The organism is Intrasporangium chromatireducens Q5-1, assembly GCF_000576575.1.
GTDB lineage: Bacteria > Actinomycetota > Actinomycetes > Actinomycetales > Dermatophilaceae > Intrasporangium_A > Intrasporangium_A chromatireducens.
Genome location: NZ_AWQS01000005.1, coordinates 23,775 through 43,776, shown reverse-complemented (window position 1 = coordinate 43,776; position 20,002 = coordinate 23,775). Strand labels below are relative to the sequence as shown.

Sequence of the window (20,002 nt, the reverse complement as noted above, 5' to 3'; positions counted from 1 at the left end):
TTACCTCCCTCAATAGTGAATCGCTACCGTGCCGTCGAGGTACAGGTTTCCCGCAGATTTGGTGAAGAAGGATTGGACGGCGCTACGTTTCCGGGCGCCGGGTTCACCGCTGGTACTTGAGTTCGACCATCATGCCGGCCTCGGCGTGGTAGATGTTGTGGCAGTGGGCGGCCCAGTTGCCCACGTTGTCGGCCTGCAATTCCACCGGGATGCTCGCCATCGGGGGCAGGAGCACGGTGTCCTTGCGCAGCCCGCTGCCGATCACGCCGAAGGTGTGCCCGTGGATGTGGAACGGGTGGGTCATCATCGTCATGTTCGTCAGGTCGAGGCGGACTCGGTTGCCCTCAGTCAGCACGATGGGGTCGTTATCGCCGAACTTGGCTCCGTTGATTCCCCACGCGTAGGGGGCCATCTGCCCGGTGAGCTGGACTGCCGCTGTCGAGTCGGCGCTCTTCTTCTCTAGCCGTGCGGCGTCCGTTGCGACCAGGCTTGTGCCGAGCAGCACTGGGCCGCGCAGCTCAGCCGGGCGGACCGTGGCCGGCGGGGCGCTGCCGGTGCCGGTGCGGATCAGAGCCATGGCCTGTCCCTGCTTGCCGAAGGGAGCCGCGACGAGGGGGAACGCGCCGTCCCCGAGGGTGACGGTCGCGTCATACCGTTCCCCCATCCCGATGTAGAACGCGCCGGTTTCCGTCGGTTGAACGGGGAACCCGTCGCTGTGGGTGACCGTCATCCGATGCCCTCCGAGCGCGACGGTGAAGATGGTGTCCGAGGCAGCGTTGATCACCCGAAGCCTGACCTTCTGGCCAGGCTTGGCCCGCAACACGTCCGGCGCGGTGGGGACGCGGCCGTTGATCAGGAAGTGCGGATAGGTCACGTCTCCGGAGTCGCCGAACGGCGAGGTGCCCGTCGGGCCTGACCCCGTCCCCATCGACCCGTGGTCCATGCCGCTCATACCGCCCATGCCTCCGCCAGTCGCGGACCCGCCCTTGGTAATGAGCTGCTGCAGGACGTCGTCGGGGGTGCGCCCGGTGCCGTCGACCCAGTCGTCGAGGACGACGAGGTACTCGTGGTCGTAGGCGCCGGGTTCACGGGGGTCGTCGATCACCAGTGGGGCATACAGGCCTCGGTCGAGCTGGACCCCGACGTGCGGATGGTAGAAGTATGTGCCGGGGTCGGGGGCGACGAACTCGTAGGTGTAGCTGGTGCCTGGCTTGATCGGGTCCTGTGTCATGCCCGGCACCCCGTCGGCGGCATTGCGCAGCGCGATCCCGTGCCAGTGGATGCTTGTGTCGGCCGGCAGCTGGTTGTCGATCGTGATCCGCACCAGGTCGCCGGCCGTCGCTCGGATGAGGGGCCCGGGAGCCTTGTCCCCGTACGCCCAGGTGGCGACCTGCGGGCCGCCCAGGTCGAGCGTCGTCGCCTTGGCAACGAGCCTGGCGGTGGTGACTCGTTGGCCGGCAGTCGTGCGCACCGGGCTGGGCGGCCCGAAGGTGGGGGCGCTGCCAGCTCCCTTCGTTCCGGAGCATGCGGCCAGCGCGCCGGCACCTGCAATGCCGAGCCCACCGAGGAGCAGGCGGCGTCGCGATAGTGAGTTCATGGTTCCTTCTGGATCGGATGACACAGCGGTCGGCTGGGGTCCAGCCGCGGACAGAACCGGCAGCGGCCGTGTGAACGGTCGCTGCCAGGCGGTCCCACTCAGGTGTGGGTTAGCAGGTTGCGGGTGCGCTGGTACTCGTCGGCGTCGACCTCGCCGCGAGCGAGACGCTCGTCGAGTAGCTGCAAGGGTTCGCGTCCGGACGCTGCCGAGGTCGGAGACGGCGTCGCCGGTCGACCCTGGATCACGGCACGCACGACGTAAGCGACCAGCACCCAGAATCCGAGCGTGCCCAACGCCATCAGCACCCACATCCACCAGCCCATGTCGTAGCTCATCGCGTGGCCCCACATGGCAGCTCCTCCCGTTACGGTGCCACGATCGCCCGGTGGAGGGTCGATCGCGTTCATCAAAATCATCCGAGGCGGTTGTCTTGGTCTGGCCCAGATTCGATGAAGGTTTGACGAAGGTCCCGTCCGGCGGCTTTGGGCGGCGCACTGGGCCGGCTTGGAGGGGCCAGACTTGGGCCATGAGTTCCCTTGTGCATGGTTCCGCCCTGTCCGGCGCCCCCTCGCGGGTGCTCGTCGTCGACGATGAGCGTCCATTGGCCCAGATGCTCGACACGTACCTGACCGGCGCGGGGTATGCCGTGACCCAGGCGCACACCGGCCTCGATGCTGTCGCCCTGGCGCGGGAACTGGACCCCGACGTCATCGTGCTCGACCTCGGGCTGCCCGGCCTGGACGGGGTCGAGGTGTGCCGACAGGTACGCACCTTCTCCGACTGCTATGTGCTGATGCTGACCGCGCGCGACGACGAGATGTCGCGGGTGGTCGGCCTGTCCGTGGGCGCGGACGACTACATCACCAAGCCGTTCAGCGCGCGTGAGCTGGTGGCGCGGGTCCAGGCGGTCCTGCGCCGCCCGCGGGTCGGCGGCCCGGCGCAGGCGGTAGCGCAAGAGGCACCGCCCCGCGTGTTCGGTGACCTTGCGGTCGACGCCGCAGGGCGTCACGTCACCGTCAAGGGGGAGCCGGTCGAGCTGACCCGCACCGAGTTCGACCTCATCGATGTCCTGTCGGCCCGCCCGAAGTACGCCTTCTCCAGACGGCAGCTCATCGACGAGGTCTGGGACACGGCGTGGATCGGTGACGAGCACGTGGTGGACGTCCACATTGGCCATATACGCCGGAAACTGGGTGACGACCCCGTGACCCCGCGGTACATCGAGACGGTCCGCGGTGTCGGCTACCGGATGGGGAGAGGCTGAGCACCATGAGCCCGAGAAACCCCCCGGGTATGGCCTCGCGGCTCATGCTGGCCCAGGTGCTCGTTCTCCTGGCGAGCATCCTGACGGCGGGCCTGGTCGCGCTCCTCACGGGACCACCGCTGTTCCACCAGCACCTGCTCGAGGCCGGACACACCGCCAACTCCCCCGAGACCGCTCACATCGAGGAGGCCTACCGGGACACGTCGGTCGTGTCGCTGGGCGTGGCACTCGTCCTGGCACTCGCCTTCGCGGCAGCAGTCACCTGGTACGTGACCCGGCGCCTACAGGCGCCGCTCGAGGCCCTGACCCAGGCCGCCCGGCAGGTCTCACGCGGCCACCTCGACACGCGCGTCCCCGCGTCGGGGGCTGGGATCGAGCTCGACACCCTGGGCGCAGCGTTCAACCTGATGGCCAATCAACTCGGGCAGACCGAGGACACCCGCCGAAGGCTCTTGTCGGACCTCGCCCACGAGCTACGAACCCCGATCTCGACCCTCAAGCTCTACCTCGAGGGCCTGCACGACGGAGTCACCACGTGGGACGAGGACACCGAACGGGTCATGACCGAGCAGACCGACCGGCTCGTCCGGCTCACCGAGGACATCGACGAGGTGTCCCGGGCCGAAGAGGGCCGGATCGCCCTGGAACAATCCCCGACCGCCGCCGCTGACCTGATCTGGTCGGCCAGCCAAGCCAAGCGCGAGGCGTTCGCCAAGCGGGGCGTCAACCTCGTGGCCGACCCGGGCAGCGGCGCGGGTCTGGTCGTCGACATCGACCGCCGCCGCCTCGGGCAGGTGCTCGACAACCTGCTCGCCAACGCCCTGCGCCACACCCCCGAGGGCGGCACCGTCACCCTGTTAGCACGCAGAACCGGTGAGGAGGCCGAGATCGTCGTCGCCGACACCGGCGAGGGCATCCCCGCAGAGCAACTGCCGCACGTGTTCGAACGGTTCTACCGGGGTGACACCGCCCGCGACCGTGACCGCAGCGGCTCCGGAATCGGGCTGACCATCAGCCGCGCTATCGCCGACGCCCACGGAGGCGGCCTCACTGCCAGCAGTGAAGGACCCGGTCACGGGGCGACGTTCGTCGTCGCCCTGCCCCTGTCCCGCGTCCCGCCCACCGACACCCAGGGGCCCTCCCGTCCAAACGCTGAGAACCACCCCGTGCCTTCGCGTCCCCGCCCGCGGAGTGGGCGCCGCGACGGAACTTGAGCGAACCTTCACCAAACCGCATGCACGGCCTCCATCATGTGTCGGCATCGTGAGTCCTGAAGACAGCAACGGGCCCGGGCCGACTCGGGTCCACGGACCAGGAGGCACCGATGAGTAGCTGGCGAACCATCAACATCAGCCCGAGGGAACGCGCTGCCCGCGTCGCCGTGGGCGCCCTGGGGATCATCGGCGGGATCGTCCTGCTTACAGGTGCCGGCTCCGTGCTCGCGGTAGCCCTCGAGGTCCTGCTCGTCCTGGCCGGGGCCGATCTCCTTATCACCGGAGCGCTTGGGCACTGCCCGCTCTACGCGCGTCTCGGCCATGTCCCAGCAACCTTGAAAGGAAGGTCGTCATGACCACACACCTGCCTGGCAACCGGCACCAGGACGGCCACGACATCCGCGGCACCGACCCCGCGCCGACCGGCACGCCCATTCAACCCCTCACTCTTGGCAGGCACGACCAGGCCAAGGGCGGGGCGCCCACCCCGTGGCGCCACCGCCTCATGATGCTCGCCTGCTGCATCCCCATGCTGGTACTCGTCATCGCCTTGGTGGCCACAGGCGTCGCCGGCAGCGGCGCAGTGCTCTTCGCGCTGCTGTGCATCGGGATGATGGCCGCCATGATGTTCCTCATGCCCGGCGGCCACCGCCACTGACCAAGCAGGAGCGCTGCGCTCGGAGGCGCGGCACCCAGCCCGGCCCTACAGCGGACAGCGGAGAACTCCACATGCCTCACGTTCGGGCCAGTGACCGACGGGAGATGATCGTGAGAATGCCAGCGGGGGCAGATGCCCGCACATCGCGTGCGCGGCGGTATCGCGAGATCGTCGATGTGCTGTCCGTGCATGGGTTCGGCTACCTGCTAGGGGCGACTGGGATGGCTGGCAGGTTCCCGTTCCAGCGCGGCCTGCCTGGACACGAGGCGGGCAGAACGTACACCCAGGCCGAGCACTTGCGCCTCGCGTTCGAGCAACTCGGACCCGCGTTCATCAAACTGGGGCAGGTGATCTCGACACGACCGGATCTGCTCCCGGCGCACTACCTCGACGAGCTGGCCACCCTGCAGGACGCGGCCAGCCCAGTCCTCCCCGACGACGTCCTGGCCACGGTCGCCGAGGAGCTCGGCGCGACGCCCGGCCTCTACAACTTCGAGACCGTGCCGCTGGCTGCGGGTTCCATCGGCACGGTCCACACGGCCACCGTGGACGGCGGCGAGGTGGTGGTCAAGGTGCGCCGCACAGGTGCGGTCGAATCGGTACACGCCGACCTCGACATCCTCGCCGACCTGGCCCAGCGCGCCTGCCGGCGGTCCCAGCTGGCACGTGATTACGATGTGGTTGCGGTGGCCGCCGAGTTCGCCCAGACCCTGAACAACGAACTGGACTACCTGGCCGAGGGCCGCAACGCCGAACGGTTCGCCCGCAACTTCGCCGATGACGGGGGTGTGGTGTTCCCCAAGGTGATGTGGGGCCAGACAACCTCGCGAGTCCTCACGCTGGAACGGATCCGAGGCATCCGGATCGGCGAGACGGAAGCGTTGGATGCCGCCGGCGTCGACCGCCACGAGGTCGCGACGCTCGCAGCGCGGACCCTGTGCAAGATGGTCTTCGAGGACGGCTTCTTCCATGCGGACCCCCACCCCGGCAACTTCTTCGTCCTCGACGGCGGCCGGTTGGGCATCATCGACTTCGGGATGGTGGGCGAGCTCGACGACGACCTGCGTCAGCGGCTTATCCGGTTGTTCGCAGCCCTGATCACGCGCAGCCCGGACCATGTCGCGGCTGCCCTGATCGACCTCACGACCGCTTCCACGGCAGTGGACCGTGCGGCGCTACGCGATGACGTCGCGCCGTTCGTGGACCGGTTCGCGGGGCTCCCGCTCAATGACCTGCCGATCGGGGAGCTTGTCTCGGGGGTGAACGCTATCCTCCGGCGCCACCGGCTGCGCCTACCGCGACACGTCGCCCTACTGCTGAAGACGCTGGTCATGGCCGAGGGAATGGGCCGGCAACTCGACCCGGGGTTCCGGTTCGCGCACGTGATGGCTCCCTTCGCAGACCGACTACTGGCCCGCCCGCTGACCCGAGAGCAGCTCGTCCGCCGCCTCCTGACGTGGTCGGGCAGCCTCACCAGGCTGTCTGCGGACACGCCACAGGCGCTGCGTGACGTGATCGGCGCCCTTGACGGCACCAGCGTAAGGGTCCGGCTCTCCGAGGCTGATCTGCTGGCGATCGTAACCAGCATCCGGGACACCGGAGACCGGCTGATCGCCGCCCTCCTGGCGGCAGCCGCGCTGCAGGCCATGGACCGGCGGCATCGACGAAGGCCAGACTGCGCCGAGGCCCGCGGCAAGAGCCTCATCCTCGCCGGCTTGGCGGTGATCGCTTCCCACCGAGCGCTCTACGCGCACCACTCCAGCAATGCGGACCCCCGAGGTCCTGTACGGATGCGGTTCTCCCGACCCCGGCACCGCCCCAGCGAGCAGATGCACGTCAAACCTTGACCATCCCGACAGCAAAGGCCCATGACACGGAGGAACAGTAGATCTCGACGGGGTCGGACGAGCAAACCGAACACCGGCCATCCCGTCCGAGGTGGACCCGAGCCGGGACAACCACGAAAGGAACGAACATGAGCCTCAGCAAGCGGATCGCCCTGCTGTTCAAGGCCAAGGCGAGCAAGGCCTTGGACCGTGCCGAGGATCCGCGCGAAACCCTGGACTACTCCTACCAACAGCAGCTGGAGATGCTCCAGAAGGTCCGGCGCGGCCTGGCCGATGTGGCAACCAGCCGAAAGCGGGTCCAGCTGCAGGTACAGCAGCTGGCCGGCCAGGCGGACAAGTTGCAGCAGCAGGCAGCCACCGCGATGTCCGCCGGAAGGGAGGACCTGGCCCGTGAGGCCTTGGTGCGCCGTTCGGCCAGCCAGCAGCAGCTGGCCGACCTTGCGGGGCAGGAGGAGTCACTGCGGGCTGAGCAGGACAAGCTGATGCTCGCCTCGCAACGCCTGCAGGCCAAGGTCGAGGCGTTCCGGGTACAGAAGGAGACAATCAAGGCGCGGTACACCGCCGCCGAGGCCCAGACGCGGATCGGCGAGGCCGTCTCCGGCATCAGCGAGGAGATGAGCGATGTCGGTCTGGCGATGCAGCGGGCCGAGGACAAGACCGCACAGCTGCAGGCGCGCGCCGGAGCGATCGACGAGCTGCTGGCCAGCGGCGCCCTGGACGACGCGACAGCGCCCGGCAAGGACGACATCCAGCTCGAGCTCGAACGGATCGCGTCCACCTCGGACGTCGACGAGCAGTTGGCCGCCCTCCGGCGCGGCCTGCCGGCACCCGGTCACGGTGCAGCGCTCCCAGCTCCGTCCCCACCGGCGGCGATCGCCGGCACCACCCCGCCCGGCAGGACCCCCGGCCCTGACGCGACATCGGAGGCGACCTCATGATCATCCGCATCCTCGGAGAGGGCCAACTAAACGTGCCCGACCAGCACGAGGCCGAGCTGAACCGACTCGACGACGCCGTGACTGCCGCTGTGACTGCCGCCCAAGAGATGGCCTACCAGCAATCGCTCGCCCAGTTGCTCGCGCGCGTCCGCGCCATCGGCACCCCGCTGCCCGACGACGAGCTGACAGCCTCCGACGCGATCCTGCCCGCCGAGGACACCAGCCTGGCCGAGGTCCGGGCCCTGCTCGGCGAGCAGGGCCTGATCCCGGGTTGAGCCGATGCGCACGAGGTTCGCCCCGGACCGGGGACTGACCGGTCGGATGCTCGCGACCACGTTCCTGCTCGGCCTGCTCTACGTGGCCTTCGCCGGCGCCCTGTTCGTCCTGCTCAAGAGCGCGGTGCTGGCGGTCGTGATCGCCGGCGCAGCCCTGTTCGCCCAGTACTGGTTCTCCGATCGGATCGCCCTGTTCGCGATGCATGGACGGACCGTCACCCCCGAGGAGGCTCCGCAGCTGCACGGCCGGATCGACCGGCTCTGCGCCCTGGCCGACATGCCCAAACCCGCCGTGGCGATCGCCGACGTCGACCTGCCGAACGCCTTCGCCACCGGCCGCAGCCCCGCCAAGTCCGTCGTCTGTGTCACCTCGGGCATCCTGCGCCGCTTGGATGGCGAGGAACTGGATGGGGTGCTCGCACACGAGCTGTCCCATGTGGCCCATCGGGATGTGGCCGTCATGACCATCGCGTCCTTCCTCGGCGTCCTGGCCGGTCTCATCGTCCGGTTCGGCCTGTTCGCCGGTTACTCGGGCGCCCTGGGGGCCGGGCGCCGGCGCGACGACAACGGCGACAACGTGGCCGTGCTCGTGATGGCGGTGGTCGCGGTCTCGGCGGTCGTGTACGCCGTCTCGTTCCTGCTCATCCGGGCTCTGTCTCGGTACCGCGAACTGGCCGCCGATCGCGCGGGCGCGCTGCTGACTGGACAGCCGTCTGCCCTAGCGTCGGCGTTGACGAAGATCACCGGCGAGATGTCGGCGATCCCGACCCGGGACCTGCGCGAGGCACAGGCGTTCAACGCGTTCTTCTTCGCGCCGGCGCTCGCGCCCGGGGTCGCCTTGACGGCCCTGTTGGCTACCCACCCGCCGCTCGAGCAGCGACTCACCCAGTTGTCGGACCTCTCCCGAGAGCTCGGACAGGAGTCGTGACCGTGGGCTTCCTCGATATCCTGCTGGGCCGCTCCAAACCTGCTGGCCCCGACCTCGACCAGCTCTTCGCGCTGCCTTCCGCCGCAGTCACGTTGCAGGCGGCCACCCGTTTCCGGCCCACCGGGACCGGCTCGGTGGCCTTCAAGGCAGCCGAGGGCGCCGCCTTCTCCGGGCTGACCGAGCACGTCGAGGCGCTGCTCGCCCTCGACGAGGGCAGGTTCGCGATCTCCCGCGACACGTTCGGCTACACATGGCTGACCCGCACCGGCGACGCCGCCGACCTGGAGGGGCTCGTGACGGACCTGCACGCGGTCAACACCAGTCTGGTGGAGGCCGGCTACGGGACTACGTTGCTGTGCACCTTGGTCGTCTTCGGTGACGGGCCGCAGCGCCTGGGTCTGATCTACCTGTACAAACGCGGCACCTGGTACCCGTTCGCCCCCACGGCCCAAGAGCGCCGCGACACCGCGCTCGAGCTGCAGGTCAGGGCCGTCATCGCGGACGACCTGCGCATCGAGCCCGACCTCGGCCGGTGGTTCCCGGTGCACGGTGCGCCGGGACTTTGACTCACTCGGCGACACCCCTTTTCTTTTCACAAGATGGATACATCCGGCAACTGCAGGGAGGAACCGCGATGATGACCACGACCGGCTGGCCCCTGTGGCTGCTGCTCGGGCTGGGCACCCTCGGGTTCTGGGGTACCGTCGCCTACGCGGCCGGCTCCCTCTTCCACCGAAGCGACCCCGCTGCCCGGGACACGGCCGACCCGTTGGCCACGCTCGATGAGCGGCTGGCACGAGGGCAGCTCAGCATCGAGGAGTACGTGCAACAGCGTCGACACCTCACCGACGGGCACTGAGCCCGGCCGGGCGGGCGGCAAGCCTGACGAAGCCAACCGCGGCACCGGTCCGGTCAGACGCTGGCAGGCTGGCGCGCCAGTGCCCCCGCCAGCTGGTCGAGAATGGCTTGGGTCATGCGCCCGGCACGTGCGTGACCGTCGCCTTCGGGCAGGGGCACGCCGACGTCGTGCCAGCCCACCTCAGCCACCTCAGCGGTATTCACCCCCTGCGTGAACCGCGGCTGCGTCGACCAGGCGAGGACCGGCGTCACGATGAACGCCGACCCGGCCAAGGCGTAGTCCGGCAGTACGCCAAGGACCCGCACGCTGCCCGGTTCGAGACCCACCTCCTCGGCGGCCTCGCGCAGCGCGGCCGCGATCGGGTCCACATCACCCTCGTCGACCGCTCCCCCCGGGAAGCTCATGACGTCCGGGTACTGCGCCAGGTCGTCGGCCCGCCGGGTCAGCAGGACCGAGGCACGGGAGGGTCCGCCTCCGCGGACGACGACGAGAACCGCGGCCTGGTGCCACGGCCCCGGTCGTCGGGGCTGTCCGCGACCGGCCCCTCGCTCGGTGAGGGACGTCAGGCCACCCAACCACGACGGTGCGTCCTCGCTCGGCGCGGCGAGCCTTCCCGGGCTCGGGCCCTGCGCGGTGAGCCGCCTGATCGAGGCGGACCTGATGGACATCAGAGTGACGCCGGGCTCGGCGTTGGACGCGACCAGCCGGGTGAGCTGTCCCAGACCCGGGTGCCCGAACAGAGCGGCGTCGGCGGGGCGTGCGAGTCCCTCACCCCAATCGGCGGGGTTGTTCGCGACGATGACAAACGCCTGCGAGAGACCCACCAGCACCGCCGCAGACGCGACGAAGGGCCGCAGCGAGTCACTCATGGCGGGCACCAGCACGACATTGACCACGGCCTCTGACAGGGCGTGCACCGCCTGGGGGTTGAGAAGGTCGCGGCAAATCGCGAGCGTCAGGCGCCAGCCGCCGGGCAGCACCCAGATCCGCAGGGTCGGCCGGGCCTCGACGTCTAGGGCCTCCAGAACCGGCGCCCGTGCCGGAGTGTGCTTCCGGTGCACGAGCGGGTGACCGACACCCTTGGCCCAGACCATGCCGGTGTTGGTCTGCCGGGGCGTCCCGCCGCGCTCAGCGACATGGCGTTCGTGGAAGGTTCCGGCGACCAGGATCTTCGGGCCGTCGTCTCGTTGGACCCACTGGTGCAGATGGTGACTGAGCTCAGCGGTGACGCTCAGCTCAGGCAGCACAACGATCGAGGCCCCCGCATCGACGGCCCACCGAATCTGTTCGTCGATGGTGTGCCGTTGCAGGACGGGGTCGAGCGGGCCGACCGGGAAGGCCTGCTGCTGGCGATCGTGGGGCACGGACAGCTCGGCAAGCTCGAGGTTCGGCTGGCAGCTGGCCACGATCGTGTCCGGGGTCAGGAGCGGCCCATCCATGCTCGGAACCTCGTAGATGACCCGGTACTGCGCCGCCCAGGCACCAGCCAAGCGGACCCGGCGCGTCTGGTCGACGCGTTGTACCAGACGCCACGGGGGCGTGCTCGCAGGCATGTCGATCAGCTGACGGATGTCCGGTGACTCGATCGGGACGGGATCCCCGACCGCGGGCTCGTAGGGGGCCCGGCGCCGGAAGGACTCCTCAAACGTGTGGCCGAGGACGCGGTCGACCTCTCCCGCGAGCAGATAGGCACAACGGATGCCGTCGAGCCTCCGGCCGTGCGCGACGGCATCGGCGATCGCCTCACACGCGAGCTGGCCCAGCCGCCCGCGCCCTGCGTTCAGGGCGATGAGACGCTTGGCGTGCGCAAGGCGTGTCAGCGTGGCGGTCGGGAGGTCCTGTTCGACCCAACCGCCACTTAGACACTCCGCATGGTCACGACACACCCGCAGGAGGTGGGCCAGTACGGCCAGCGGCTCGCCATCGGGGCTGATCGCCGATGGCGCCGACTCGGTGCGCTGCCGCTCAGCCCCTCCCGGGGGGAGGCAACCGACCGTCGTCAGTTTCGGGGGCGCCGAGTTGCAGCCACATGGGCCCGTGGCGGCGATGCAGTTCCCGTTCCGGATCGATGACACCCCGGTCTCGGTTGGTCTGGCCTGTGTCATCGTTCCTCCCGGGCGTCTCGTCCTTCAGCCCAGTCCGGCCCTCGCGCGCTGGACGGGCCCTCGCTTAGCGTGGTGGCCGTAATCACAACGGTGCTCGCCTCACCTGTCGATCGACCGGTGTCAACGGTGAAGGTCCGCTGAAGACCGGATCGGCCTGCTGGCGCCGAGCGCACAGAAACGGATCCGTCGAAGGCCAGCTCGTGCCGGGAAGATCTTGACCGAACCTTCAGGCGAACTCGACACGATCGAGACCTCCGCCCGCGAGGCTGCCAACATGAGCCTCAATTCGCCGCAGTCGGCGCCCCGGCGAGGGCGCCCAACGCTCCTCCTCGGGCGGGCCAGCGCGCCCTGCGGACAACCAACCCCGGGAGGTACCAAGCGATGACTGTCGCCCTCTTGCCCGTGCACGGCATGTTCTGCCCAGACTGCGTCAGTCGGCTCCGTGCCGCGCTCCAGAAGGTCCCAGGGGTTCAGCGCGTTGTCATCGACCTGGGCGGCCGATCGTGCAGCCCGGTGCTGGTCGCGCTCGACCCGGATGGCTCGCGCCAGTCGGTCGCCGCAGCCGTCCACGACGCCGGCTTCACCACCACGAACCTCACGAACGAGAGCCGATCATGACCGAACCCATCGACGCCCCCGCCCTCCCCCTCGTCTCGCAACCGACCAGCAGGGCCACCCCGCGGGGATTCTGGGCTGCGGCCCGCGCGGCCGTCGGCGTTGTACTGGGGATCGTCCCGCACGTGATGCACCACATCGGGCTGCTCGCGGGAGCCGCGCTGCTGACCGGCGTGTGGGGCAACGGCGTGCTCTACATCGTGGGCCTGCTCCTCAGCATCCCGCTACTGCGCCGCATCCACGCGCGGTTCCGGACCCCTTGGGCCCCGGTCCTTGGAGTCGCCGCCTTCACGACCCTGTTCGCCCTGTCAGCCTTCATCATCGGACCGGCCCTCAGCGGCGCGACCGCAGGCGCCACCCCCGACCGCACGCCGACCCCGACCGTCACGAGCAACGAGCACGCCGGCCACCACTGACTCACGGTTGGTCGGCAGGGCGCCGGGCCGAGCGGCAACGGCCCACCGCTATGCCGCTGCCTCGTCGGGCGCGCCCGTTACGGCCCGTGGCGGGACCGCTGGCGCGGTGTGATGGCCCGTTGGCACTCTGCACCGCGGCGCCCAACCGGGAGGATCTTCACCGCAACTTCGCCGTTTCCCAGTCCACATCGCCAACCTCTCGAGGTTTCCTCGACGTAGGCGCCGTCAACCGAGCAAGGTATCTGTACACCGCAAGAGGAGATGGTCCCATGAGTATCCGCGTTGCAGTCAACGGTTATGGCGTGATCGGTAAACGGGTCGCAGACGCGGTGCGCCTCATGCCGGACATGGACCTGGTCGGCGTCGCCGACGTCGCCTCGGACTGGCGTATCCGCACGGCTGTCGGCCTCGACATCGATGTGTACGCGGCGACGACGCCGGCCACCGCGGCGATGCGCGAGGCCGGCGTGTCCATGGCCGGCAGCCTCGCCGACCTCCTCGGCCAGATCGACGTCGTCGTGGACACGACCCCCAAGAAGGTGGCGGCGACCAACCTGCCCAGCTACCGGGCCGCTGGAGTCAAGGCGGTGCTCCAGGGCGGGGAGTCCCACGCCACAACTGGGCACTCCTTCGTCGCCCAGGCCAACTACGCCAGCGCCGTTGGCCGTGACCTGACCCGGGTGGTCTCCTGCAACACCACGAGCATGGTGCGAGTGCTCGGCGCCCTGCAGGGCGCCGGGCTGCTCGCCCGGGCGCGAGGGGTCCTCATCCGGCGAGCGACCGACCCCGGCGAGTCGCACCAGGGCGGGATCATGAACACACTGGTGCCCGAGTCCACCATCCCGTCCCACCAGGGACCGGACGCCCAGACCGTGCTACCGGATCTCGACGTGGTCACCATTGCCGCCAAGGCCTCACACACCCAGACCCACGCGCACTTCTGGACGCTGCAGCTGACCCGCTCAGCCTCCCGGCAGGAGGTGCTCGAGGCCCTGCGAGCTGCGCCCCGGATCGCGTTCATCCGGATGACCGACGGGCTGACCGCGCTCAACACCACGGTGGAGCTGATGCGCGACCTCGGCCGGCCCCGGGGCGACATGTGGGAGGTCGCGCTGTGGGAGGACGTGTTGAGCGTCGCCGAAGCCGAGGCCTTCCTGACCTACCAGGTCCACAACGAGGCCATCGTCGTCCCGGAGACCATCGACGCCATCCGGGCCCTCAGCGGGACGGTGACCGATGGCGCCACCTCCATCGCGATGACCGACAAGGCCCTGGGCATGCGCCACCGGTTCCTGCCGGCTCCAGTCCGCCTCCACGATCGGGTGCACTGAACGGCCGCCACGGCCCGTCAGGTTCAGCCACGCTGGCCCACGACCGGGCGGCCACACAACCAGGAAGGGAAGATCGGACCATGAACAGCCAGACGACGATCCTGCAGGTCGGTGGCGTGCACTGGGCCACCTCCGAGGCGGTCATCGAGAACACCCTCCTGCGCCGTCCGGGCGTGCTCGGCGTCCAGGCGAGCGCCGCCTCGCAGACCGCAACCGTCACCTACGACCCGGACCGGACCTCCGTCGCCCGGCTCGCCCAGTGGGTCACGGAGTGCGGCTACCACTGCCAGGGCCAGTCCGTGCCCCAGCACGTGTGCGACCCCATGCACGAGCCCGGTGACAGGCACGCCCGGCACGACCCGCACGCCGGTCACGAGCCGCACGCCGGTCACCACGCGCAGGCCGGGCTTGAATCACCCGGCCGCTCCGCGCAGGATGTGATGGGGCACGGCGGGCACCATGGTGGCGGGTCGATGGAGGACATGGTCCGCGACATGCGCAACCGCTTCCTCGTGGCGCTTCTCTTCTCCGTTCCGATCACGCTGTGGTCCCCGATCGGCCGGGACTTCATCGGGTTCACCGCCGCCGCACCGCTCGGGCTGCGCGACGACGTCTTCATGCTGATCCTCTCGCTTCCGGTGATCTTCTACTCCGCGTGGATTTTCTTCGACGGCGCGTACCGGGCCTTGAAGGCCAAGACGCTGGACATGATGGTGCTGGTCGCGGTCGCCGTCGGCACCGGCTGGCTCTACAGCCTGTTCGTCACCCTGTCCGGTGGTGGGGACGTCTTCTACGAGGCGGCAACCGTCCTCGCGACGTTCGTGCTCCTCGGGCACTGGTTCGAGATGCGCGCCCGCGGCGGCGCCAACGACGCGGTGCGCACCCTGCTCGAGCTCGCCCCGCCCCGCGCGGTCGTGATCCGCGACGGAGCCGAGGCGGAGATACCCACCGCCGACGTGGTGGTCGGGGACCTGCTGCTCGTGCGCCCCGGCTCAAAGATCGCAGTTGACGCCATGGTGGAGGAGGGCGAGTCCGAGGTCGACGAGTCGATGGTGACGGGCGAGTCCCTGCCGGTGCACAAAGCGCCGGCAGACGAGATCATCGGTGCCTCGATCAACCTCTCCGGCACCCTGCGGGCGCGGGCCACCAAGGTCGGGCAGGACACCGCCCTGGCGCAGATCGTCGCGATGGTCCAGGAGGCCCAGAACTCCAAGGCCCCGGGCCAGCGGCTGGCCGACCGGGCCGCGTTCTGGCTGGTGTTCGTGGCGCTCATCGGCGGCACCGTCACGTTCCTTGCCTGGCTGCTGGCCGGGGCGAGCGTGCCGACCGCGATCCTGTTCGCGATCACCGTGGTGGTCATCACCTGCCCCGATGCGCTCGGCCTGGCCACCCCTACCGCGATCATGGTCGGCACGGGCCTGGGCGCCAAGCGGGGGATCCTGTTCAAGAACGCGACCGCGCTGGAGACCTCCGCGCGCATCGACACCGTGGTCATGGACAAGACCGGCACCCTGACCAAGGGCCAGCCCGATGTCACCGACATCGTCGCAGCACCAGGGATGACCCAGGACGAGGTGCTCGCGCTGGTCGCGGCGGTGGAGCGCGAGTCCGAGCACCCCTTGGCCCGAGCCATCGTCGGGCGCGCCACCCAGACCCGTGTCCCGGTGTACGCGGCGTCGGACTTCCGCAACGTCGCCGGGCACGGCGCCACCGCCAGCGTCCAGGGCCGGCGTGTCGCGGTGGGCAACCGGAGGTTGATGACCGCCGAGAACGTCGACCTCGGCGACCTCGCCAAGGCGCGCGAGGACCTGGCGGCCGCGGGGCGAACCGCCGTGCTGGCCGCGGTCGACGGGCGCGCCGTGGCCGTCCTCGCCCTCGCGGACGCCCCCCGAGAGACCGCTGCTGCAGCGGTCCGGGCCCTGCACGAGCAGGGCATCGAGGTCGTCATGCTCACCGGCGACAACGAGGCCACCGCGCGACGGATCGCCGGCCGGCTCGGCATCGACACCGTCATCGCCGAGGTGCTACCCGGAGACAAAGCCGACAAGGTCGCCGAGCTGCAACGGGCGGGGAAGAAGGTCGCCATGGTCGGCGACGGCGTCAACGATGCCCCGGCCCTGGCCACCGCAGACATCGGCGTGGCCATCGGCGCCGGCACCGATGTGGCCATCGAGACCGCGGACATCGTGCTGATGCGTTCGGACCCGCTTGACGTGCCGGTCGCGCTGCGGATCGGTCGGGGAACCCTGCGCAAGATGCGGCAGAACCTGGGTTGGGCGATCGGCTACAACACCATCGCCCTGCCCATCGCGGCTGGGGTGTTCTACCCCTCCCTCGGCGTCTCGCTCAGCCCGGAGATCGCGGCGTTGTCGATGTCGGGCTCGTCGGTGATCGTCGCCGTCAATGCCCTGCTGCTCAAGCGCCTGCGGCTGCCGCAACAGCAGGGGCCTCAGCCTGCGCACCCCGTCGGTGGCAGCCCCAAGCCGACGGCCCCAGTGCCGGCCGGCACGCGCTGATGGGCCACCCCACCCCGCCGTCCCGTCGCACCGAGCCGTCGCGGGCGGCGCCTACGGACCGACGCGTCTGCGGCCGGCGGGACCGCGAAACCGACCCACCAGTTGGAGGTGGTCCACGATGAAAGGTCCCACAACTGGCCAGCCGCGCGGGCAGTGCGCGCAGGCGGCGGCCCGACCCCCACAGGAGGCCGTCATCTTCGACATGGACGGTGTCGTGACGGACACGGCGGCCATGCACGCCACGGCCTGGAAAGCCTTGTTCGACCAGGTGCTGGCCGATCCTCGTCTCGGTGCCATGCCGTACCGCCCGTTTGATGCCGTCGAGGACTACCGCCGGCTGGTCGACGGACGCTCCCGTGAAGAGGGCGTCGCCAACGTCCTGTCCGACCGGGGGATCGACCTGCCCCTCGGAAACCTCGGCGACGGGGCCGGAGCCTGGTCGGTGCACGGGCTCGCCGCCCGCAAGAACGAGCTCTACCTCGACCTGCTCGCTGAGCAGGGCCTGCGCGTCTTCCCGGGCACCATGGAGCTGGTGCGCCGGCTCAAAGCAGGCCGGGTGCCGGTGGGCCTGGTGACCGCCAGCCGCAACAGCCGCCAGCTTCTGATGGCGGCTGGTCTCGACGGGGTCTTCGATGTCGTTGTCGATGGCCGGGACGCGAGCGAGCTCGGGCTGCCGGGCAAGCCGGACCCGGCCATGTTCCTGTACGCGGCCGGGCAGTTCCGGCTCGCTCCGGCGCGCGTGGCGGTGGTCGAGGACGCCGTCGCCGGGGTCGAGGCGGCACGGGCCGGCGGCTTCGGCCTGGTGGTCGGCGTGGACCGGACGGGTCGTCGTCAGGCACTGGAGGCGGCCGGCGCGGACCTCGTCGTGACCACGGTCAGCGAGCTGGACCTCGGAGCCCTGCGCGCTGATCCATGGATGCTGGTCTACGAGGGGTTCGACCCGGCCCATGAAGCGCATCGGGAGGCACTGACGACGCTCGCCAACGGCTATCTCGGCACCCGCGGCGCGGCCCCCGAGCGAGCGGCGGACGGGGTGCACTACCCGGGCTCGTACCTGGCCGGCGTGTACAACCGGCTGACATCCACCGTACATGGGCGCCAGGTCGAGGACGAGAGCCTGGTCAACGCGCCGAACTGGCTGGTGCTCGACCTGCGCATCGGGCAGGGTGGCTGGTGGTCGGCCGGTGCCCTCGCAGTGACGCACGAGCGCCGCGAGCTGAACCTGCGCACCGGGGTGCTCACCCGCACCGCCGTCCTCACCGACGAGGCCGACCACCGTATCCGCGTGACCCAGCGCCGCGTCGTCTCCATGGCCAGACCGCACCTGGCCTGCCTCGAGACCACGGTGGTAGCCGAGGGATGGACCGGTGCCGTCAGCATCCTCTCGGGGGTGGACACCGGCGTGCGCAATGGGAACGTGCCCGAGTACCGCGGGCTGGCGGACCGGCACCTGAGGACCGTGGGTGTCAAGCGGGTGGGGCCCGAGACCCTCGTGACCGAGGTCGAGACCACCCAGAGCCACGTGCGCATCGCGACGGCCGCACGCACCACGATCACGGGAACGCATGCCACCGCAGGGATGCTCACGCAGCATGGGCAGCGTCACGGGCTGCGTTTCGAGGTGACACTCGAGACGGGCCGGCCGGTGGTGGTGGACAAGACCGTGGCCGTCTTCACCTCCAGGGACCGGGCGATCTCCTCACCATCGCTGGCCGCGGTGGGCGAGCTCGGCTGGGCCCCCGGCGGGTTCTGCGACGTGCTGCCACCGCACGAGGCGGCCTGGGAACGCTTGTGGGACCGCTTCGGAATCGAGCTGGATGCCGACCGCGGGAGCCAGCTCGCGCTGAACCTGCACGTGTTCCATGTCCTGCAGTGCGTCTCGGCACATACCGCGGAGATCGATGCCGGCGTGCCCGCACGCGGCCTGCACGGGGAGGGCTACCGCGGGCACGTGTTCTGGGACGAGCTGTTCGTCCTGCCGGTGCTCACGGCCCACCTGCCCGTGGTCACCCGCGCCCTGCTCGAGTATCGCCACCGACGGTTGGACGCCGCACGGCAGGCGGCCGCCGAGGACGGGCACGCCGGAGCGATGTTCCCGTGGCAGAGCGGCAGCGACGGACGTGAGGACACCCCGAGCATGCTGTTCAACACCCGCTCGGCGCGATGGATGCCCGACAACTCCCACCTGCAGCGGCACGTCGGCCTGGCCGTGGCCTACAACGCCTGGCAGTACTACCAGACCACCGGCGACTTGGCCTGGCTCGCCCACCGCGGAGGCGACCTGATCGTAGAGGTCGCCCGGTTCTTCGCCTCCCTGGCCACCTACGACAACACCGCGGATCGGTTCCACATCGCGGGCGTCATGGGCCCTGACGAGTACCACGACGGCTACCCGGAGGCCCCCGGTGAGGGCCTGCGGGACAACGCCTACACCAACATCCTGAGCGCCTGGGTGTGCGACCGGGCACTGGACGTGCTGCGCGTCACCGACGGGCACGACTGCGACAGTCTGCACGCGCGCCTTGGGGTCCGCCCCGCGGAGCGCAGGCTGTGGCAGCGCCTCAGCAGCCGGCTCACCGTGCCATTCCACGATGGGGTGATCAGCCAGTTCGACGGCTACGGCGCCCTGGCCGAACTGGACTGGGACGGCTACCAAACCAAGTACGGCAACATCGGACGCCTGGACCTCATCCTCGAGGCGGAGCACGACACCACCAACCGGTACCGGCTCGCCAAGCAGGCCGACGTCCTCATGCTCGTCTATCTCCTCGGGCCCGACGGCGTCGTCGCCGCCCTTGAAAGGCTCGGCTATCCGGCCGACGCCGAACTGCTGGCGCGAACCGTCGAGTACTACCTGGCCCGCACCGCTCACGGGTCGACCCTCAGCCGCGTGGTGCACGCGTCCGTGCTCGCCAGAACGGATCCTGACCGCGCCTGGCAGAGCTTCCGCGAGGCCTTGGCGGCGGACTTGGACGACACCCAAGGCGGAACCACCGGCGAGGGCATCCACCTCGGCGCCATGGCTGCCACCACCGACATCGTCACCCGCGCCCTTGCCGGTCAGCGCACCGAGGGCGACGCCGTCATCCTCGACCCGAACCTGCCGACCGGCCTGAGGCGAGCCCGGTTCACCATCCTGCACCGCGGTCAACGCCTGCGGATCATCCTCGACCGGGACACGGTGAGCGTCCACGCGGACCCCTGCGCCACGAATCGAGACGTGCACCTGCGGGCGCTCGGCCACACTCACGTCATCCCTGCCGGCGGGAAGGCAGTGTTCGTCCCAGCGGACCGTGCCGGAACCTCCAGCACTCCCCCGCCACCCGGAGGCGCCGTGCGGTCACGATCCCGTCGCGACCTGCGCCGGCAGCGGACCGACCGGGCCGGCGGTCGACAGTCAGCGCCGTGAAGGTGCGAGAGACACCACGCCGCTCACCTC

The 20,002-nt window shown here is 69.9% G+C and carries 18 protein-coding genes; 15 read left to right on the top strand and 3 right to left on the bottom strand.

Annotated features, from left to right (window positions below; genetic code table 11):
- Positions 1–103 precede the first annotated feature (103 nt).
- Together N864_RS01375 and N864_RS01370 are read right to left on the bottom strand one after the other, a co-directional pair.
- Positions 104–1,597, bottom strand: coding sequence for a multicopper oxidase family protein (locus N864_RS01375; RefSeq protein ID WP_034712521.1), 1,494 nt, complete (start codon positions 1,595–1,597; stop codon positions 104–106).
- A gap of 98 nt (positions 1,598–1,695) precedes the next feature.
- Positions 1,696–2,004, bottom strand: a complete 309-nt coding sequence (locus tag N864_RS01370) for an SHOCT domain-containing protein (RefSeq protein WP_240474159.1) — start codon at positions 2,002–2,004, stop codon at positions 1,696–1,698.
- A 119-nt stretch (positions 2,005–2,123) separates the two neighbouring features.
- On the opposite strand from N864_RS01370, the gene N864_RS01365 reads away from it, so the two are divergent.
- The 10 genes from N864_RS01365 (at position 2,124) to N864_RS01320 (ending at position 9,580) form a co-directional block, all read left to right on the top strand.
- Positions 2,124–2,861, top strand: a complete 738-nt coding sequence (locus N864_RS01365; RefSeq protein WP_034712515.1) for a response regulator transcription factor — start codon at positions 2,124–2,126, stop codon at positions 2,859–2,861.
- 5 nt (positions 2,862–2,866) lie between these two features.
- A complete protein-coding gene (locus N864_RS01360) occupies positions 2,867–4,075 on the top strand; it encodes a sensor histidine kinase (RefSeq protein ID WP_240474158.1) in 1,209 nt (402 codons plus the stop codon).
- A 110-nt stretch (positions 4,076–4,185) separates the two neighbouring features.
- Positions 4,186–4,431, top strand: coding sequence for a YgaP family membrane protein (locus N864_RS01355; RefSeq protein ID WP_034712513.1), 246 nt, complete (start codon positions 4,186–4,188; stop codon positions 4,429–4,431).
- Complete coding sequence (locus N864_RS01350; protein WP_034712510.1) at positions 4,428–4,733, top strand: hypothetical protein; 306 nt, start codon at positions 4,428–4,430, stop codon at positions 4,731–4,733. The genes N864_RS01355 and N864_RS01350 overlap by 4 nt, the downstream gene beginning before the upstream one ends.
- A gap of 347 nt (positions 4,734–5,080) precedes the next feature.
- Entirely contained in the window at positions 5,081–6,580 is a 1,500-nt protein-coding gene (locus N864_RS01345) for an ABC1 kinase family protein (RefSeq protein WP_162164484.1), read from the top strand.
- Positions 6,581–6,708: 128 nt separating this feature from the next.
- Entirely contained in the window at positions 6,709–7,518 is an 810-nt protein-coding gene (locus N864_RS01340; protein WP_034712507.1) for a PspA/IM30 family protein, read from the top strand.
- Positions 7,515–7,793, top strand: coding sequence for a PspA-associated protein PspAA (gene pspAA / locus N864_RS01335; RefSeq protein ID WP_034712505.1), 279 nt, complete (start codon positions 7,515–7,517; stop codon positions 7,791–7,793). Before N864_RS01340 ends, pspAA begins: the two co-directional genes overlap by 4 nt.
- Positions 7,794–7,797: 4 nt before the next feature.
- Positions 7,798–8,721 (top strand): zinc metalloprotease HtpX, encoded by a 924-nt coding sequence (htpX, locus tag N864_RS01330; RefSeq protein ID WP_034712502.1) that lies wholly within the window; start codon positions 7,798–7,800, stop codon positions 8,719–8,721.
- A gap of 2 nt (positions 8,722–8,723) precedes the next feature.
- On the top strand, positions 8,724–9,287 hold the full coding sequence (gene pspAB, locus N864_RS01325; protein ID WP_034712499.1) for a PspA-associated protein PspAB: 564 nt from the start codon (positions 8,724–8,726) through the stop codon (positions 9,285–9,287).
- Between the two features lie 68 nt (positions 9,288–9,355).
- On the top strand, positions 9,356–9,580 hold the full coding sequence (locus N864_RS01320; protein ID WP_034712496.1) for an SHOCT domain-containing protein: 225 nt from the start codon (positions 9,356–9,358) through the stop codon (positions 9,578–9,580).
- A gap of 53 nt (positions 9,581–9,633) precedes the next feature.
- Here N864_RS01320 and N864_RS25880 read toward each other — a convergent pair whose 3' ends face one another.
- Positions 9,634–11,466, bottom strand: a complete 1,833-nt coding sequence (locus N864_RS25880) for an NUDIX domain-containing protein (RefSeq protein ID WP_240474157.1) — start codon at positions 11,464–11,466, stop codon at positions 9,634–9,636.
- A 600-nt stretch (positions 11,467–12,066) separates the two neighbouring features.
- Here N864_RS25880 and N864_RS01310 point away from each other — a divergent pair.
- The 5 genes from N864_RS01310 to N864_RS01290 all read left to right on the top strand — a co-directional run bounded on the left by N864_RS01310 (position 12,067) and on the right by N864_RS01290 (position 19,972).
- On the top strand, positions 12,067–12,303 hold the full coding sequence (locus N864_RS01310) for a heavy-metal-associated domain-containing protein (RefSeq protein WP_034712492.1): 237 nt from the start codon (positions 12,067–12,069) through the stop codon (positions 12,301–12,303).
- Positions 12,300–12,716 (top strand): hypothetical protein, encoded by a 417-nt coding sequence (locus N864_RS01305; RefSeq protein WP_034712487.1) that lies wholly within the window; start codon positions 12,300–12,302, stop codon positions 12,714–12,716. The genes N864_RS01310 and N864_RS01305 overlap by 4 nt, the downstream gene beginning before the upstream one ends.
- 269 nt (positions 12,717–12,985) lie before the next feature.
- On the top strand, positions 12,986–14,047 hold the full coding sequence (locus N864_RS01300) for a type II glyceraldehyde-3-phosphate dehydrogenase (RefSeq protein WP_034712485.1): 1,062 nt from the start codon (positions 12,986–12,988) through the stop codon (positions 14,045–14,047).
- An 80-nt stretch (positions 14,048–14,127) separates the two neighbouring features.
- Positions 14,128–16,563 carry a heavy metal translocating P-type ATPase gene (locus N864_RS01295; RefSeq protein ID WP_034712483.1) on the top strand — a complete coding sequence of 812 codons (2,436 nt, stop codon included), beginning with the start codon at positions 14,128–14,130 and terminating at the stop codon, positions 16,561–16,563.
- Between the two features lie 118 nt (positions 16,564–16,681).
- Positions 16,682–19,972 carry a beta-phosphoglucomutase family hydrolase gene (locus N864_RS01290; RefSeq protein WP_081793257.1) on the top strand — a complete coding sequence of 1,097 codons (3,291 nt, stop codon included), beginning with the start codon at positions 16,682–16,684 and terminating at the stop codon, positions 19,970–19,972.
- Positions 19,973–20,002: the final 30 nt, after the last annotated feature.

Excerpts from the sequence above, each read along its gene's own strand:
- N864_RS01375 (WP_034712521.1), bottom strand. The coding sequence starts at position 1,597 with ATGAACTCACTATCGCGACGCCGCCTGCTCCTCGGTGGGCTCGGCATT.
- N864_RS01370 (WP_240474159.1), bottom strand. The coding sequence starts at position 2,004 with ATGAACGCGATCGACCCTCCACCGGGCGATCGTGGCACCGTAACGGGA.
- N864_RS01365 (WP_034712515.1), top strand. The coding sequence starts at position 2,124 with ATGAGTTCCCTTGTGCATGGTTCCGCCCTGTCCGGCGCCCCCTCGCGG.
- N864_RS01360 (WP_240474158.1), top strand. The coding sequence starts at position 2,867 with ATGAGCCCGAGAAACCCCCCGGGTATGGCCTCGCGGCTCATGCTGGCC.
- N864_RS01355 (WP_034712513.1), top strand. The coding sequence starts at position 4,186 with ATGAGTAGCTGGCGAACCATCAACATCAGCCCGAGGGAACGCGCTGCC.
- N864_RS01350 (WP_034712510.1), top strand. The coding sequence starts at position 4,428 with ATGACCACACACCTGCCTGGCAACCGGCACCAGGACGGCCACGACATC.
- N864_RS01340 (WP_034712507.1), top strand. The coding sequence starts at position 6,709 with ATGAGCCTCAGCAAGCGGATCGCCCTGCTGTTCAAGGCCAAGGCGAGC.
- pspAA (WP_034712505.1), top strand. The coding sequence starts at position 7,515 with ATGATCATCCGCATCCTCGGAGAGGGCCAACTAAACGTGCCCGACCAG.
- htpX (WP_034712502.1), top strand. The coding sequence starts at position 7,798 with ATGCGCACGAGGTTCGCCCCGGACCGGGGACTGACCGGTCGGATGCTC.
- N864_RS01320 (WP_034712496.1), top strand. The coding sequence starts at position 9,356 with ATGATGACCACGACCGGCTGGCCCCTGTGGCTGCTGCTCGGGCTGGGC.
- N864_RS01310 (WP_034712492.1), top strand. The coding sequence starts at position 12,067 with ATGACTGTCGCCCTCTTGCCCGTGCACGGCATGTTCTGCCCAGACTGC.
- N864_RS01305 (WP_034712487.1), top strand. The coding sequence starts at position 12,300 with ATGACCGAACCCATCGACGCCCCCGCCCTCCCCCTCGTCTCGCAACCG.
- N864_RS01300 (WP_034712485.1), top strand. The coding sequence starts at position 12,986 with ATGAGTATCCGCGTTGCAGTCAACGGTTATGGCGTGATCGGTAAACGG.
- N864_RS01295 (WP_034712483.1), top strand. The coding sequence starts at position 14,128 with ATGAACAGCCAGACGACGATCCTGCAGGTCGGTGGCGTGCACTGGGCC.
- N864_RS01290 (WP_081793257.1), top strand. The coding sequence starts at position 16,682 with ATGAAAGGTCCCACAACTGGCCAGCCGCGCGGGCAGTGCGCGCAGGCG.